Here is a 14,705-nt window from a genome sequence, read left to right on the forward strand (position 1 = left end):
AAATTTTTTACATGCAAAAAACCATAATCGTTTTCATCTTTTTACTCACTACAATTTATTCTTTTTCTCAAGAAAAAATAAGCGGTAAAATTACTTATGAAAACAATCTACCACTTCCCGGTGTAAATATTTATTGGGAAAATACAGAAATAGGTACTGTTACAGACGAAAAAGGGAATTTTTCAATTCCTTATTCTTCAGAAAATACGGTCTTAGTTATAAGTTATGTTGGCTTTAAAACTGAAAAAGTCACTGTCATTGAACCTAAATTTGTGACTAAAAATTTAGAGTTTGACACCACACTTGATGAGGTGACATTAACTAAAGTTAGAAAATCACTTCAAAAAAATTACTTAACTCCGGCAAACGTACAAACTATGACAAGCAAAGAATTGCTCAAAGCCGCTTGTTGTAATTTGTCTGAAAGTTTTGAAACCAATCCATCAATAGATGTGAATTTTTCGGACGCCGTTTCAGGAAGTCGTCAAATTAGAATGTTAGGATTGACAAGTCCTTATATTTTGATGACAGAAGAAAATATTCCGGCTATTCGTGGAGCTTCTCAGGCTTACGGACTTTCTTTTGTGCCCGGAACTTGGGTAGAAAGTATTCAAATTACCAAAGGAGCAGGTTCGGTAGCCAATGGTTTTGAAAGCATTTCAGGTCAAATCAATTATGAAATGATAAAACCTCATGATGATATCCCTTTTTTCTTGAATGCTTATGGTTCAACCGATTCACGCTTTGAGTTGAATACGCATTTTAATAGAAAAATATCCGACAAATGGTCAACTAGTTTGTTTCTTCACGGAAATGCAAGAGTTTCTAAAAATGACATGAATGATGACGGATTTTTAGATAATCCGATAGGTAAACAAATCAATGCGATCAATCGTTGGCAATATATCGATGCCGAAAAAGGCTGGGTGAGTTTTATTAATCTTCGTTATATGAATGATGAAAAACAAACCGGTCAAGTAGATTTTGATCCGGATAGAGATAAAGGGACAACCAATTTTTGGGGTTCAGAAATTAACACGGAAAAGTTAGATGTTTCCTCAAAAATTGGTCGTGTTTCTCCTGAAATTCCATGGCGAAGTTTTGGTTTTCAAAATGCATTCAATTATCATAAACAAAATTCGTATTTTGGATTAAATGAATATGATATCACGCAACGTAGTTTTTATTCCAATTTGATTTACAATTCGATTATAAGCAATACGTTACACAAATTTGCAACAGGTATTAATTTCACTTATGATCAATTTAGTGAAGTAGTGAATGCAACTGATTTTAGTAGAATTGACAATTCCATCGGAACTTTTTTCGAATACACCTATTGCAATGATGACGATTTGAGTTATGTTTTAGGCGGTCGAATTGATTATCACAATCGTTTAGGAGTTTTTATTACGCCAAGAGCTCATTTGCGTTACAAACCTTTTGAAAAAACCACTTTCAGAGTTTCTGCCGGAAGAGGGAAAAGAAGTGCTAATATTTTTGCCGAAAACCAACAACTTTTTGCGTCATCTCGTCAATTTCAAATTTTAGATACTAACGGAAAAATTTACGGATTAGATGCTGAAATTGCATGGAATTATGGCGTTAGTTTTTTACAAGGATTTAAGCTGTTTGGAAAAGATGCCGAATTTTCAGTAGATTTTTATCGAACCGATTTTCAAAACCAAGCCATTGTTGATGTGGATAATAGTCCGCAACAAGTACTTTTTTATAATCTTGACGGAAAATCGTTTGCCAATAGTTTGCAAGTAGATTTGAGTTATGAATTTTCAACGCATTTCAACATTAGAACAGCTTATAAATATTATGATGTTCAAACAGATTACACGATTGGTTTAGTAGAAAGACCTTTGCAAGCCAAACATCGTTTTTTCACAAACATTGCTTATGAAACACATGTGAAAGATAACGGGCAACAATGGAAATTTGATTTTACCTATAATTGGATGGGAAAACAACGTTTGCCACGAACACAAACTAACCCGGAGGAATATCGATTAAAAGAATTTACAAATCCTTTTTCGGTGATGAATGCACAGGTTACCAAAACATTTTCTAGAACTTTTGAAGTCTATGTGGGAGCCGAAAACTTTGGAAATTACCAACAAAAAAATGCAATTTTAGGAAGCAACGATCCTTTTGGTGCGTATTTTGATAGTTCAATGGTATATGCTCCGGTTTTTGGTGCGATGTATTATGCCGGATTACGATTTAAAATTCAATAACAATCTCAAAAATCAATAAAAATATCAATATTAAAAATGAAAAAAATAATTTTACTACTGATGATATCTTTCTTAGGAATTTCAGTTCAAGCTCAAGAGAAGAAAAATAAAAATGCTAAATACGATATCGAAGTAAATGGCAATTGTGATATGTGTAAAAAACGTATTGAAAAGGCTGCATTGTCTGTAAAAGGTGTTAAATCGGCCACATGGCATATTGATCATCATGATTTGCATTTAATCTTAGATGAAACCAAATGTTCGATTGATCAAGTTCACGAGGCAGTAGCAAAAGTGGGTCACGATACTGATAAAGTAAAAGCAAAAGATGAAGTTTATAATGACCTTCATGGATGTTGCTTATATGAGAGAAAAGAATAAAAATCTAAAATGACCGGTTATGAGGGTTAATTGGATTACGAAAAGTGTTCTATTTTGTGTTTTTTTATCTTGTTTTATTGAGATGAATTCTCAAAATAAAAATGAAGATCAAGCCAATTGGTTTGCATACGTTGGTCAGATTAAGGTTCAAGAAAAAGTTGGAATTCATGTCGAAGCTCAGTTTAGACTTGATGATAACCTAAATTATAGCCGTCAAAATTTATTTAGGATTGGAGGCGTTTATCATGTCAATTCAAAGTTAAACCTAGCTTTAGGATATGGTCTGATAAATACTTATAGTCCAACTTTTGATGATTATTTTGGTGAAAACAGAATTTGGCAACAACTTATTTACAACCATAATTGGAAGGAAAATAAGAACCTAATGAATCATCGATTTAGAGTCGAACAACGATTTGTGGATCGATTGGGAATGGTTAATCAAAACACAGAAGTTATCGCAACAAATTATCAAAACAGATTTCGATATTTGAACAGAAATTTGATTCATTTAACAGATTTTAAAAACTCTAATAATACCTTATATGGAATAATTCAATCAGAAGTATTTTTAAATATTGGGCAAAATAAAGTTAATTCCAAATTCTTTGATCAAAACCGATTTTTCACTGGATTAGGTATTCATTTTAAAGAACAGACTCGAATTGAATTGGGTTATATGAATCATTATTTAAATCCAAGTACAACCAATGATATCATGAATCATACAATGTCGTTTTCAATTTTGCAAAATTTGAGCATTTAATAAAAACAAAAATCCGTCACGAATTTCTTCATGACGGATTTTTTATTTTAAGATTAGACTAATTACTGAGATATTACATCATTCCCGGCATTCCGCCTCCCATTGGCATTCCGCCTCCGGCATTTTCTTCTTTAATATCAACTAAAGCACATTCAGTCGTTAAAATCATTCCGGCAACCGAAGCGGCATTTTCCAAAGCAACACGAGTCACTTTTTTCGGATCGATGATTCCGGCTTTTAGCATATCTACATATTCGTCGGTTTTTGCATTGTATCCAAAATCACCTTTTCCTTCGGCTACTTTTGCTACAACCACAGAACCTTCTAAACCTGCATTTTCAACAATGGTTCGCAATGGCGATTCAACCGCACGAGAAACAATTTGAATTCCGGTTGCTTCATCAGCATTATCTGCTTTTAAAGAAGCTAAAACGTTTTTAGCCCTCAATAAAGCAACTCCACCACCGGCAACAATTCCTTCTTCAACAGCTGCTCTTGTTGCGTGTAAAGCATCATCAACTCTGTCTTTTTTCTCTTTCATTTCTACTTCAGAAGCAGCACCAACATAAAGAACAGCAACACCTCCGGCTAATTTAGCCAAACGTTCTTGTAATTTCTCACGGTCATAATCAGAAGTTGTTGTTTCCATTTGAGCTTTGATTTGGTTAACACGATTTTTAATCAAATCACCATTTCCTGCTCCGTTTACGATAGTTGTATTGTCTTTGTCAATTGAAACTTTTTCTGCAGTTCCCAACATTTCTAACGTTGCGTTTTCTAAAGTATAACCACTTTCTTCTGCAATTACTGTTCCTCCGGTTAAGATGGCAATATCTTCCAACATAGCTTTTCTTCTGTCACCAAAACCTGGTGCTTTTACAGCAGCAATTTTTAATGCTCCACGTAATTTATTTACCACCAACGTTGAAAGAGCTTCTCCATCAACATCTTCTGCAATAATTAATAGTGGTTTCCCTGATTGAGCTACTGGTTCTAAAACCGGTAATAACTCTTTTAAAGAAGAAACTTTTTTATCATATAATAAAATGTATGGATTTTCTAATTCCACATTCATTTTTTCCGGATTGGTTACAAAGTAAGGCGATAAATATCCTCTGTCAAATTGCATTCCTTCTACTACATCCACATAGGTGTCAGTTCCTTTTGCTTCTTCAACAGTGATAACACCTTCTTTACCCACTTTTCCGAAAGCAGTTGCGATTAATTCGCCAATTACTTCATCATTGTTAGCAGAAATCGAAGCTACTTGTTTGATTTTTTCAGTAGAACTTCCAACTTCTTTGGCTTGTTTGCCCAAATCAGCAACAATTGCTTCAACCGCTTTGTCAATTCCTCTTTTTAAATCCATCGGATTTGCTCCGGCCGCTACGTTTTTCAAACCTTCTTTTACGATGGCTTGAGCAAGAACCGTTGCAGTTGTTGTTCCGTCTCCGGCTAAATCATTGGTTTTTGAAGCCACTTCTTTAACCATTTGAGCACCCATATTTTCTAATGGATCTTTCAATTCAACTTCTTTGGCAACCGTTACACCATCTTTGGTTACTGTTGGTCCACCAAATGATTTGCTGATTGTTACATTTCGACCTTTAGGTCCTAAAGTTACTTTTACTGCGTTTGCCAATGCATCAACACCACGTTTTAAACCGTCGCGAGCTTCAATGTCGAATTTTATATCTTTTGCCATTTTATAGTACTATTTAATTTATTTGATTTTTTTTAATCTTTCTATTTTATTATACGATTGCAAGAATATCATCTTCTCTCATAATAAGGTAATCTTTGCCTTCCAACTTTAATTCGGTTCCGGCATATTTTCCATATAAAACGGTGTCACCAACTTTTACAGTCATAGTGTGGTCTTTTTTTCCATTACCAACTGCCACAACAATTCCTTTTTGTGGTTTTTCTTTGGCAGTGTCAGGAATAATAATTCCTGAGGCTGTAGTTGTTTCGGCCGCAGCCGGTTCCACTAAAACGCGGTCTGAAAGGGGTTTAATGTTTACTGACATAAAATATATTTTTTAATTAAATTAAATTTGTTGTTTTACTAATAGTCAGAAATTATGCCATAGGTTTCGAACTGACATTATTTCAGTATGTACTAAAAAAAAATCCCGAAAAAAATTCGGGATTAGATATTTGTATAATTTTTAATTATTGATTTGTTTCAGAACTTGCTTCACCTTCAGCCGGAGTAGGAGTTGCAGCTGGAGTCAAAGGTTGTTGAACCGGAGCAGCAACAGGAGTTGCGGCACCTTTGTCAATTGTAATGTTATTTGTTTGACCAAAATCACTTAAACTTGATAATAAAATTAAAACTATTAATACGATACCAAGTGTCCAAGTACTTTTATCTAAAAAGTCTGTAGTTTTTTGAACGCCACCTAATTGTTGTGTTCCACCAAACGAAGAAGATAAACCGCCACCTTTAGGATTTTGAACCATAATTACTATGATAAGTAAAACACAAACTACTGTTATTAAAAATAAGAAAATTGAGAAACTCATTGTTATTGATTATTTTGTTGTAAAATTTTTATGTCCTTAATTCGGTCTGCAAAGAAAATACTTTTTTCTGGATATTTCAAAATTAATATTTCATAGGCTTGAATTGCCTTTTGATATTTTTTTTGTTCCAAATAAACACGTGCCAAAGTTTCAGTCATCAACTGCGTATTTTCACTTGATTCTACAGCAATTGTGGCTTTTTCAACGACATCTTTTGCGGGCGTAATTTTTGGGTTTGATTCTATAAATTTATCTATTAATTCTATTTTTTTCTTTTTAGAATTGGATTCTTTTTTTATCTCAGGAGTTGCTTCCGTTGTTGGTTTTATGCTCAAAGCACAACTTTCTGTCCTGTTAATAGGTTGTATTTTTGTGATTTGAAGCCATTCTTCAAACGAATGCTTTTCATTTTGAGAAAATGCAATTGGTTTTCCAATTTCCAGTTTGTCTTCAATTTCAATTGCTTCTGAATGAGTTGCAGCTGGTGTGTTTCGGTCTTCAATAATTTCTAATTCTACTTCATTAGAAATACTTTTTTCTTCAAACGCTTCAAACTCTTCTGTTTCTTCAGGAATTATAGCTAAGTCTTCTGAAAAGGTGTCTTCTGTACTGATTTCAACATTTTCAATTTCAACTTCAATGATTTTTTTAACTTCTTCTTTTTGAATTGAATTTTCAGATGCAACTAGGAGTTCACTATCATTAACAATTATATCTTGTAATTCAGCTAATTTTCGCTCGTAGATGTCTTTTTCAATAATGGTGAATTCGTCAGAAGTAATAAAATCAAAAAGTACACTTCTGTCTGAGGTATGAGCTGCTGTATGTTTTAATGCGAAATTATATTTGTAACTATCTTGGTTGTAAAGTCCTTTTAAATATAAGGCTCTGGCACTCTGAAAATAGGGAAAGTTATCTAATACAGCCTCTAATGCTTTTGCTTGTTTTTCATTTATAGCATTAGGATTGTTAAGTAGATATGTGTATTCAGATAGATTCAAAGTGATGTATTTAGCTTACAAACAAAGATAGTTTTTTTTAACAAAATTGAATAAAAAATTAAAATGATTTACCATTTAGCCAAAGAAGCATTGAAAATATCTTGTGTAATCCTCTCAAACAATTCGTCTTTTGCTGCTTGAAGCGTGGTTCCAATTAATTGTTGATTGGCAGGATAATCATAAAAAAAAGAAAAGGTTTTATCAAAATCGTCTTCTTCTTTTTTTGTGTTGGTAAATTTTACTCTAACATTCATTGTTACTCGGTTTTGAGCAGCACGCTGGTCGGCTGTTGCAGTCATTGGCGAAATTCTAAAGGAAGTAATTTCACCTTCATAAATTAAATCACCTCCCGATGTAGTAAGGTTTAAGTTCGTTTGATTTTGAATTAAATCTTGCAATGCTAGCGTAAAATCTCTTTCTATTCCCGGCTCAATTAATTCGGCATTATTTTGAAAATAATTTACCTGAAATGTTTCTGCATCAATTTTTCCTGTTCCTGTGAAGTTGTAATATTTACAACTGTTTATTGAGATAATTGCTATTAGAAATAGACCGTATTTGATTATTTTTTTCATGTTTTTACAAATCAAATTGTTTAATTTTTCGATATAAAGTTCGCTCCGAAATACCTAATTCATCAGCTGCAGCTTTTCTTTTTCCTTTATTTCTGTCTAATGCTTTTTTGATGAGTTCGATTTCTTTGGCATCTAATCTCAAGGTTTCTTCTTCTTCAACTGTTTCTGCAAAAAGATAATTTTGATCGTCTTCTTCGTCTTCTTCAAATTCTTCCTGTTGCGAAAGATTTTGATTAGGAATCACGCCCATTCTTGGTTCTTCAAAATCAATTTCAGTATCTTCTTTTTGACCGTAAATTTTTTGAATCAAATTTTTATTGGCTTCCTGCACTTTTGCACCGCCATTTTGCATTAATTCTAATGTGAGCTTTTTCAAATCGTTCAAATCACTTTTCATGTCAAAAAGTACTTTGTATAAAATTTCACGTTCGTTACTAAAATCACTTTCCGCCTTTTTATCTTTGATAACCGCCGGAAGATTCGAACCTTCTTGCGGTAAATAAGCATATAATGTTTGGTAAGAAATGTTCCGATTGGTTTCTAAAACTGAAATTTGTTCGGCAATATTCCGCAATTGACGGATATTTCCGCTCCAGCGATATTTCAATAATAAATCAACCGCATTATCATCTAATTTGATGGGCGGCATTTTGTATTTCTGACTAAAATCGGCGGCAAATTTTCTAAATAATAAATGAATGTCGTCTTTTCGTTCGCGTAATGGCGGTAAATTAATATCAACCGTGCTCAAACGATAATATAAATCTTCACGGAATTTACCTTTTTCAATCGCATCAAACATATTGACGTTTGTTGCAGCTACAATACGAACATTTGTTTTTTGTACTTGCGAGGAACCTACTTTGATAAATTCACCATTTTCTAACACTCTAAGCAAACGTACTTGAGTCGTTAATGGTAGTTCGCCTACTTCATCTAAAAAAATGGTTCCTCCATCGGCCACTTCAAAATAACCATCACGAGCTCCGGTAGCTCCGGTAAAGGAACCTTTTTCGTGACCAAAGAGTTCACTGTCAATTGTTCCTTCCGGAATGGCTCCGCAGTTTACAGCTATATATTTTCCATGCTTTCTATGCGAAAGAGAATGAATGATTTTTGGAATACTTTCTTTTCCAACACCACTTTCACCAGTCACCAAAACCGAAATATCGGTAGGAGCAACCTGAATGGCTTTTTCTATCGCACGATTGAGTTTCGGATCATTTCCGATGATTTCAAATCGTTGTTTTATTGCTTGTACGGATTCCATGTTTAGTTTTAGGTTTCAGGTTTCAAGTTCGAAGTTAATTTGAAACAAATAAATTATTGCATCACTTCAGAATAACCAACCGCTTCTCCAATTAAAGTGGCAGCGGTACAATCGTTGATTTTTACCATCACAAAATCACCAACTTTGTAATTTTCTTTTGGAAAAACAACCACTGTGTTTTGAGAATTTCTTCCGCTCCAATGCTCGGTAGATCGTTTGGATTCTTTTTCAATTAAAACTTCTACTTCTTGACCAATAAAACGTTTGGTTCTTTCTAAACCTAATTTTTGTTGTAAGTCGATGATTTCGTTTAATCGTCTTTTCTTTATTTCTTCCGGCACGTCGTCTTCCATTTTTCTGGCGGCTAATGTTCCCGGTCGTTCCGAATAAGCAAACATAAATCCGAAATCATATTTCACATATTTCATCAAACTTAAGGTGTCTTGATGATCTTCTTCTGTTTCTGTTGGAAAACCGGTAATCATATCCTGAGAAAGCGAAATATCAGGAATAATTTCATATATTTTGTCCACCAACGCCATGTATTCTTCACGGGTGTGTTGACGGTTCATTTCTTTCAAGATTCTTGTGCTTCCGCTTTGAACCGGTAAATGAATGTAGTTGCAAATGTTATGGTATTTAGCCATGATTTCGATTACTTCCACATGCATATCTTGTGGATTGGAAGTAGAAAAGCGAAAACGCATCTTCGGAAATTGAACGGCACACATTTCAAGTAATTGTGTAAAATCAACCGCTGTCGCTTGTTGCATTTCGGTGGCTTTGTCGAAATCTTTCTTTAAACCACCACCATACCATAAATAACTATCTACATTTTGACCTAAAAGCGTTACTTCTTTAAAACCTCTGTCTGATAAATCTTTGATTTCTTCTAAAATACTTTGTGGTTCACGACTTCTTTCACGTCCGCGAGTAAAGGGAACTACGCAAAACGTACACATGTTATCACATCCGCGAGTAATCGATACAAAGGCATTTACACCATTACTGTTTAAACGAACGGGAGAAATATCGCCATAGGTTTCATCTTTAGATAAAATCACATTGATGGCATCACGACCTTCTTCAACTTCTTTTAATAGGTTTGGAATGTCTTTGTAGGCATCGGGACCAACGACCATATCTACAATTTTTTCTTCTTCCAAAAATTGACTTTTTAATCGCTCGGCCATACAACCCAAAACACCCACTTTCATGGTTGGATTGATTTTTTTAACGGCGTTGTATTTTTCTAAACGTTTCCGAACGGTTTGTTCAGCTTTATCACGAATAGAACAAGTGTTTACTAAAACCAAATCGGCTTCTTCCAAATTTTGGGTAGTGTTATAACCTTGTTCATACAAAATGGAAGCTACGATTTCACTATCAGAAAAATTCATCTGACATCCGTAACTTTCTATAAAAAGCTTTTTGGTATTGCCTTCTTTTTGTTCTAAAACCAAGCTGGTTCCTTGCTTGTTTTCTTCAATTGTCTTCTCCATAATCGATTTTATCTGAAATCAGTCTGCAAAGATAATACTAAAATTGAAAATATGACAAGATGGCAGATGTTGTTTAACAAAAATTTTAAAGAGCCCTGCAAAAAAATAAATGTACCCTTCCCTTGTTACTGTTGCTTTCTACTTGTTTCTTATGGTAAATCAGCACTAATCACTAACTTATTCCTATAGTATCTATGAGTCATCTATATGTTTACCATGAAGTATGGTTACTATATATACGCTATACATACGCTATATGTACGCTATAACTACGCTATATGTATGGATTTACCAGCTGCTTATTATTTTCTTTCTTTCTCTGGTTTAGATACAGAAATTAGGACATAGCCTTAGCTGTTTTTATTTGTATAAACAGCTTTTAATTGCCAACTAAGGGGATTGGCTTTTTTTATTTTCGATTGTATGCAATTTACAAGTTTATTTTCTTCTATCAAAGAAATAAATTTCTGTGTTTTTTGGGTAATTTCTATTTAGGCTATCCGTCAAAAGTTGAAGTAAAAACAAAAAATTAAAAAAAAACCATACTTTTGTTGCCAAACAAACATGTACATGGCAAAGAATTTAGTTATCGTTGAGTCACCGGCAAAAGCAAAAACAATCGAAAAATTTCTAGGAAGTGATTATCAGGTAGAGTCCAGTTATGGGCACATTGCCGATCTTCCATCCAAAGAAATCGGGGTTGATGTTGAGAATAATTTTAAACCCAAATATGAAGTTTCTGCTGATAAAAAAGCCTTAGTGAGTAAACTCAAAACGTTATCTAAAAATGCTGAAATGGTTTGGTTGGCGAGTGATGAAGACCGTGAAGGAGAAGCAATTTCATGGCATTTAGCCGAAGAATTAAAATTAGATCCAAAAAAAACTAAGCGAATTGTTTTTCATGAAATTACAAAGTCGGCTATTCAAAAGGCAATTGAAAATCCACGTTCTATTGATTATAATTTAGTAAATGCCCAACAAGCCCGAAGAGTTTTAGACCGTTTGGTGGGTTATGAATTATCTCCGGTTTTGTGGAAAAAAGTAAAAGGCGGTTTGTCTGCCGGACGCGTTCAATCGGTTTCTGTTCGTTTGATTGTAGAAAGAGAACGGGAAATTCAAGACTTTACTGCTCAAGCCTCTTATTCTGTTACGGCAGAATTCGCCAATGAAGCGGGAAAAACCTTCAAAGCCAAATTGCCAAAGAATTTTTCAACTAAAAAAGAAGCAGAAGATTTTCTTCAAAAAAATATTGGTTCTATATATAAGGTATCGGATTTAGAAACAAAACCTACCAAAAAATCTCCGGCAGCACCATTTACAACTTCTACATTGCAACAGGAAGCAGCTCGAAAATTATATCTTCCGGTTGGAATTACCATGCAAATTGCACAGCGTTTGTATGAAGCTGGACATATTACTTATATGAGAACAGATAGTGTCAATCTTTCGCAAGAAGCGATGGCTGCAGCTCAGGCTGAAATTACTCATTCGTATGGAAAAGAATTCAGCAAACCAAGAAATTTTACTAGTAAGTCAAAAGGTGCTCAGGAAGCTCACGAGGCAATTCGTCCGACGGACATGTCAAAGCACGCCTTAAATATAGACAGAGATCAAGCACGTTTATATGATTTGATTTGGAAAAGAACGCTGGCTTCGCAAATGAGTGATGCCGAATTGGAACGCACCAACGTAAAAATTGAAGCCAACAATCATAGCGAATATTTTGCAGCTACCGGAGAAGTTATCAAGTTTGAAGGTTTCCTAAAAGTATATTTAGAAGGAAATGATGAAGATGATGAAGAACAAGAAGGCATGTTGCCGGCGATGAAAATCAACGAACGTTTGGCAAACAATTACATTACAGCAACCGAACGTTTTTCAAGACCGGCAAGTAGATATACCGAAGCTTCTTTAGTGAAGAAATTAGAAGAATTAGGAATTGGAAGACCATCAACGTATGCACCAACCATTTCAACCATTATCAACAGAAATTATGTTGAAAAAGGAAGTTTTGAAGGACAAGAACGAAAATACAATCAACTAACTTTAAAAGGAAACGACGTTAAGTCGGTAGTTTTAATTGAAAATGCTGGTTCTGACAAAGGAAAATTGGTTCCGACCGACATTGGAATTATTGTAAATGACTTTTTGGTAAAGAATTTCTCTACCATCTTAGATTATAATTTCACTGCAAAAGTGGAACAAGATTTTGATGAAATTGCCGAAGGAAATGAAGATTGGACAAAAATGATGCGAGATTTCTACAATCATTTTCACCCAATCGTTAAGAATGTTGAAGAAAATGCCGACAGAGAAAGTGGCGAACGTATATTAGGAAAAGATCCAAAAACAGGGAAGCCAGTTTCCGTTCGTTTAGGAAAATTTGGACCAATGGCTCAGATTGGTGATATTGATGATGAAGATAAACAATTTGCCAGTTTAGGAACCGATCAAAATATTGGAACCATTACGTTAGAAGATGCGTTGAACTTGTTTTTATTACCAAAAAATTTAGGCACCTATAAAGGAGAAGAAGTAGAAGTGAATAATGGTCGCTTTGGGCCGTATGTTCGATTTGGAAAAACATTTGTTTCCTTGCCAAAAGGAGAGGATCCACTGGATGTTACTTTAGAAAGAGCACAAGAGTTGATTGATGAAAAAAATCAAGCCGATGCTCCAATTGGAGAATATGAAGGATTGCCAATTCAAAAAGGCGTAGGTCGATTTGGTCCATTTATCAAATGGAATGGCATGTTTATTAATGTGAGTAAAAAATACAATTTCGATAAATTATCACAATCCGATTTGAATGAATTGATTGAAGATAAGCAACAAAAAGAAATTGACAAAGTAATCCATGATTGGAAAGCAGAAGGAATAAAAGTTGAAAAAGCACGTTGGGGCCGTTCGGTTATCACCAAAGGAAAAATTAAAATAGAATTGAGCAAAGATGTTGATGCAGAAAAATTAACGTTAGCTCAAGTGCAGGAATTAATTGAAAAGAAATCACCGGCTAAGAAAGCACCGGCCAAAAAACCTTCAGCAAAAAAGGCAACTACAAAAAAAGCACCAGCAAAAAAGAAATAATTTATGGCATTTGATTTTTTAGAACCTGTTGAAGTGACGGTTTTAGATTTTGTAAAAAATCTAAATTCGCAAACACTTGGAAAAAAAACGGTGTTTCATACGCACGATGATTTTCCGGATTTAAATAAAATTAAAATTGCTGTTGTTGGTGTTTTAGATAATAGAGGAAGTAGTTCTCACGAAAATGTTGATCTAAGTTTTATTAGAAAAGAATTTTATGCACTTTATCCGGGCAATTGGCACTCCACCATAGCTGATTTGGGTGATATTCCGAAAGGAAACACACAAGAAGATACCTATTATGCAGTTTCTAAGATTATTTCAGAACTAATCAAGAAAAAGATTGTTCCTATTGTTATTGGTGGTTCTCAGGATTTGACTTATGCCATGTACCGAAGTTATGATAATCTGGATCAAATGGTTAATTTGGTTACCATAGATAATAAATTTGACTTTGGTAAAGATGAATCTCGTAATACTTCCGATTCTTATCTTTCCAAGATAATTATTAATGAACCAACCAATCTCTTTAATTATAGTAATTTGGGTTTTCAAACCTATTATAATTCACAAGAAGAGATTGATTTAATTGAGAAATTGTATTTTGACGCTTATAGATTAGGTGATGTTGCTTCCGATTTAAGTATTGCAGAACCGGTTTTAAGAGATGCGGATATTGTTTCCATAGATTTAACATCCATAAAATCAATTGCTTCGGGAAATTTTACTACATTTATACCCAATGGATTTGATGGTAAAGAAATTTGTTCACTTTCCAGATATTCAGGTATCAGTGAAAAAGTAGCCATATTGGGCTTGTTCAATCATGCAAACACTTCAAAAGAGAGTCCATTGATTGCTCAAATCATTTGGTATTTTATAGAAGGCTTCAATTACCGGACTCTTGAAAGTCCCTATAGCAACAAAAACAATTTTATTAGGTATATAGTACCTATTGATGATATTGAATTAATATTTTATAAAAGTATAACAACAGAGCGATGGTGGATTGAAATTCCGTTTATTTCAAATGTTAATAATAAATTAAAAAGAAATACGTTATTGCCTTGTTCCCATCACGATTATTTGGCTGCTTGCGACCAAGATATTCCGGAAAGATGGTGGAAAGCACAAAGAAAAAATATTTTGTGATATTTAAAACATTAAAACTTTATTAAATTAGTGTTAATAGGTTTTTTACTATCACATTAAAATAAATAAAAGCTTACAAAATTATTAAAAACATGCATTTTATCGATAAAAACAGTATTTAATCGATAAAATATTTTTCAGTTTCATTATTAATATATAGTTTTGGACATGAAATTAAAAAGTATGGTATTTAATT

12 protein-coding genes are annotated in these 14,705 nt (G+C 33.7%); 5 read left to right on the plus strand and 7 right to left on the minus strand.

Features of this window, described 5'->3' with window-relative positions; genetic code table 11:
• Positions 1-11 precede the first annotated feature (11 nt).
• Genes IEV15_RS00615 through IEV15_RS00625 form a run of 3 tightly spaced genes read left to right on the plus strand, consistent with a single transcriptional unit; the run spans position 12 to position 3,393 of the window.
• Positions 12-2,246, plus strand: coding sequence for a TonB-dependent receptor (locus IEV15_RS00615; RefSeq protein ID WP_188360557.1), 2,235 nt, complete (start codon positions 12-14; stop codon positions 2,244-2,246).
• A gap of 36 nt (positions 2,247-2,282) precedes the next feature.
• Positions 2,283-2,627, plus strand: coding sequence for a heavy-metal-associated domain-containing protein (locus tag IEV15_RS00620; protein WP_188360558.1), 345 nt, complete (start codon positions 2,283-2,285; stop codon positions 2,625-2,627).
• Positions 2,628-2,646: 19 nt separating this feature from the next.
• On the plus strand, positions 2,647-3,393 hold the full coding sequence (locus IEV15_RS00625) for a DUF2490 domain-containing protein (protein WP_229734065.1): 747 nt from the start codon (positions 2,647-2,649) through the stop codon (positions 3,391-3,393).
• A gap of 73 nt (positions 3,394-3,466) precedes the next feature.
• Here the strand turns inward: IEV15_RS00625 and groL are convergent, their stop codons facing one another.
• The 7 genes from groL to miaB form a co-directional block, all read right to left on the minus strand.
• Positions 3,467-5,098 (minus strand): chaperonin GroEL, encoded by a 1,632-nt coding sequence (gene groL, locus IEV15_RS00630; RefSeq protein ID WP_188360560.1) that lies wholly within the window; start codon positions 5,096-5,098, stop codon positions 3,467-3,469.
• A gap of 49 nt (positions 5,099-5,147) precedes the next feature.
• Entirely contained in the window at positions 5,148-5,423 is a 276-nt protein-coding gene (locus tag IEV15_RS00635; protein WP_188360561.1) for a co-chaperone GroES, read from the minus strand.
• A gap of 145 nt (positions 5,424-5,568) precedes the next feature.
• Positions 5,569-5,922 (minus strand): preprotein translocase subunit SecG, encoded by a 354-nt coding sequence (gene secG, locus IEV15_RS00640; protein WP_188360562.1) that lies wholly within the window; start codon positions 5,920-5,922, stop codon positions 5,569-5,571.
• Between the two features lie 2 nt (positions 5,923-5,924).
• A complete protein-coding gene (locus IEV15_RS00645; RefSeq protein WP_188360563.1) occupies positions 5,925-6,923 on the minus strand; it encodes a tetratricopeptide repeat protein in 999 nt (332 codons plus the stop codon).
• A gap of 68 nt (positions 6,924-6,991) precedes the next feature.
• Entirely contained in the window at positions 6,992-7,498 is a 507-nt protein-coding gene (locus IEV15_RS00650) for an LptE family protein (RefSeq protein ID WP_188360564.1), read from the minus strand.
• A 4-nt stretch (positions 7,499-7,502) separates the two neighbouring features.
• Positions 7,503-8,768, minus strand: a complete 1,266-nt coding sequence (locus IEV15_RS00655; protein ID WP_188360565.1) for a sigma-54 interaction domain-containing protein — start codon at positions 8,766-8,768, stop codon at positions 7,503-7,505.
• A 53-nt stretch (positions 8,769-8,821) separates the two neighbouring features.
• Positions 8,822-10,270 carry a tRNA (N6-isopentenyl adenosine(37)-C2)-methylthiotransferase MiaB gene (miaB, locus tag IEV15_RS00660; RefSeq protein WP_188360566.1) on the minus strand — a complete coding sequence of 483 codons (1,449 nt, stop codon included), beginning with the start codon at positions 10,268-10,270 and terminating at the stop codon, positions 8,822-8,824.
• A gap of 570 nt (positions 10,271-10,840) precedes the next feature.
• Between miaB and topA the strand changes: the two genes are divergently transcribed.
• Positions 10,841-13,357 carry a type I DNA topoisomerase gene (gene topA / locus IEV15_RS00665; RefSeq protein WP_188360567.1) on the plus strand — a complete coding sequence of 839 codons (2,517 nt, stop codon included), beginning with the start codon at positions 10,841-10,843 and terminating at the stop codon, positions 13,355-13,357.
• 3 nt (positions 13,358-13,360) lie between these two features.
• Positions 13,361-14,509: a formimidoylglutamase gene (locus IEV15_RS00670; RefSeq protein WP_188360568.1), complete on the plus strand. Its 1,149-nt coding sequence runs from the start codon at positions 13,361-13,363 to the stop codon at positions 14,507-14,509.
• The last annotated feature ends 196 nt before the right edge of the window (positions 14,510-14,705 follow it).

It is taken from the genome of Flavobacterium orientale (assembly GCF_014638005.1).
Lineage (GTDB): Bacteria > Bacteroidota > Bacteroidia > Flavobacteriales > Flavobacteriaceae > Flavobacterium > Flavobacterium orientale.

Excerpts from the sequence above, each read along its gene's own strand:
- miaB (WP_188360566.1), bottom strand. The coding sequence starts at position 10,270 with ATGGAGAAGACAATTGAAGAAAACAAGCAAGGAACCAGCTTGGTTTTA.
- IEV15_RS00635 (WP_188360561.1), bottom strand. The coding sequence starts at position 5,423 with ATGTCAGTAAACATTAAACCCCTTTCAGACCGCGTTTTAGTGGAACCG.
- topA (WP_188360567.1), top strand. The coding sequence starts at position 10,841 with ATGGCAAAGAATTTAGTTATCGTTGAGTCACCGGCAAAAGCAAAAACA.
- groL (WP_188360560.1), bottom strand. The coding sequence starts at position 5,098 with ATGGCAAAAGATATAAAATTCGACATTGAAGCTCGCGACGGTTTAAAA.
- IEV15_RS00655 (WP_188360565.1), bottom strand. The coding sequence starts at position 8,768 with ATGGAATCCGTACAAGCAATAAAACAACGATTTGAAATCATCGGAAAT.
- IEV15_RS00615 (WP_188360557.1), top strand. The coding sequence starts at position 12 with ATGCAAAAAACCATAATCGTTTTCATCTTTTTACTCACTACAATTTAT.
- secG (WP_188360562.1), bottom strand. The coding sequence starts at position 5,922 with ATGAGTTTCTCAATTTTCTTATTTTTAATAACAGTAGTTTGTGTTTTA.
- IEV15_RS00620 (WP_188360558.1), top strand. The coding sequence starts at position 2,283 with ATGAAAAAAATAATTTTACTACTGATGATATCTTTCTTAGGAATTTCA.
- IEV15_RS00670 (WP_188360568.1), top strand. The coding sequence starts at position 13,361 with ATGGCATTTGATTTTTTAGAACCTGTTGAAGTGACGGTTTTAGATTTT.
- IEV15_RS00650 (WP_188360564.1), bottom strand. The coding sequence starts at position 7,498 with ATGAAAAAAATAATCAAATACGGTCTATTTCTAATAGCAATTATCTCA.
- IEV15_RS00625 (WP_229734065.1), top strand. The coding sequence starts at position 2,647 with ATGAGGGTTAATTGGATTACGAAAAGTGTTCTATTTTGTGTTTTTTTA.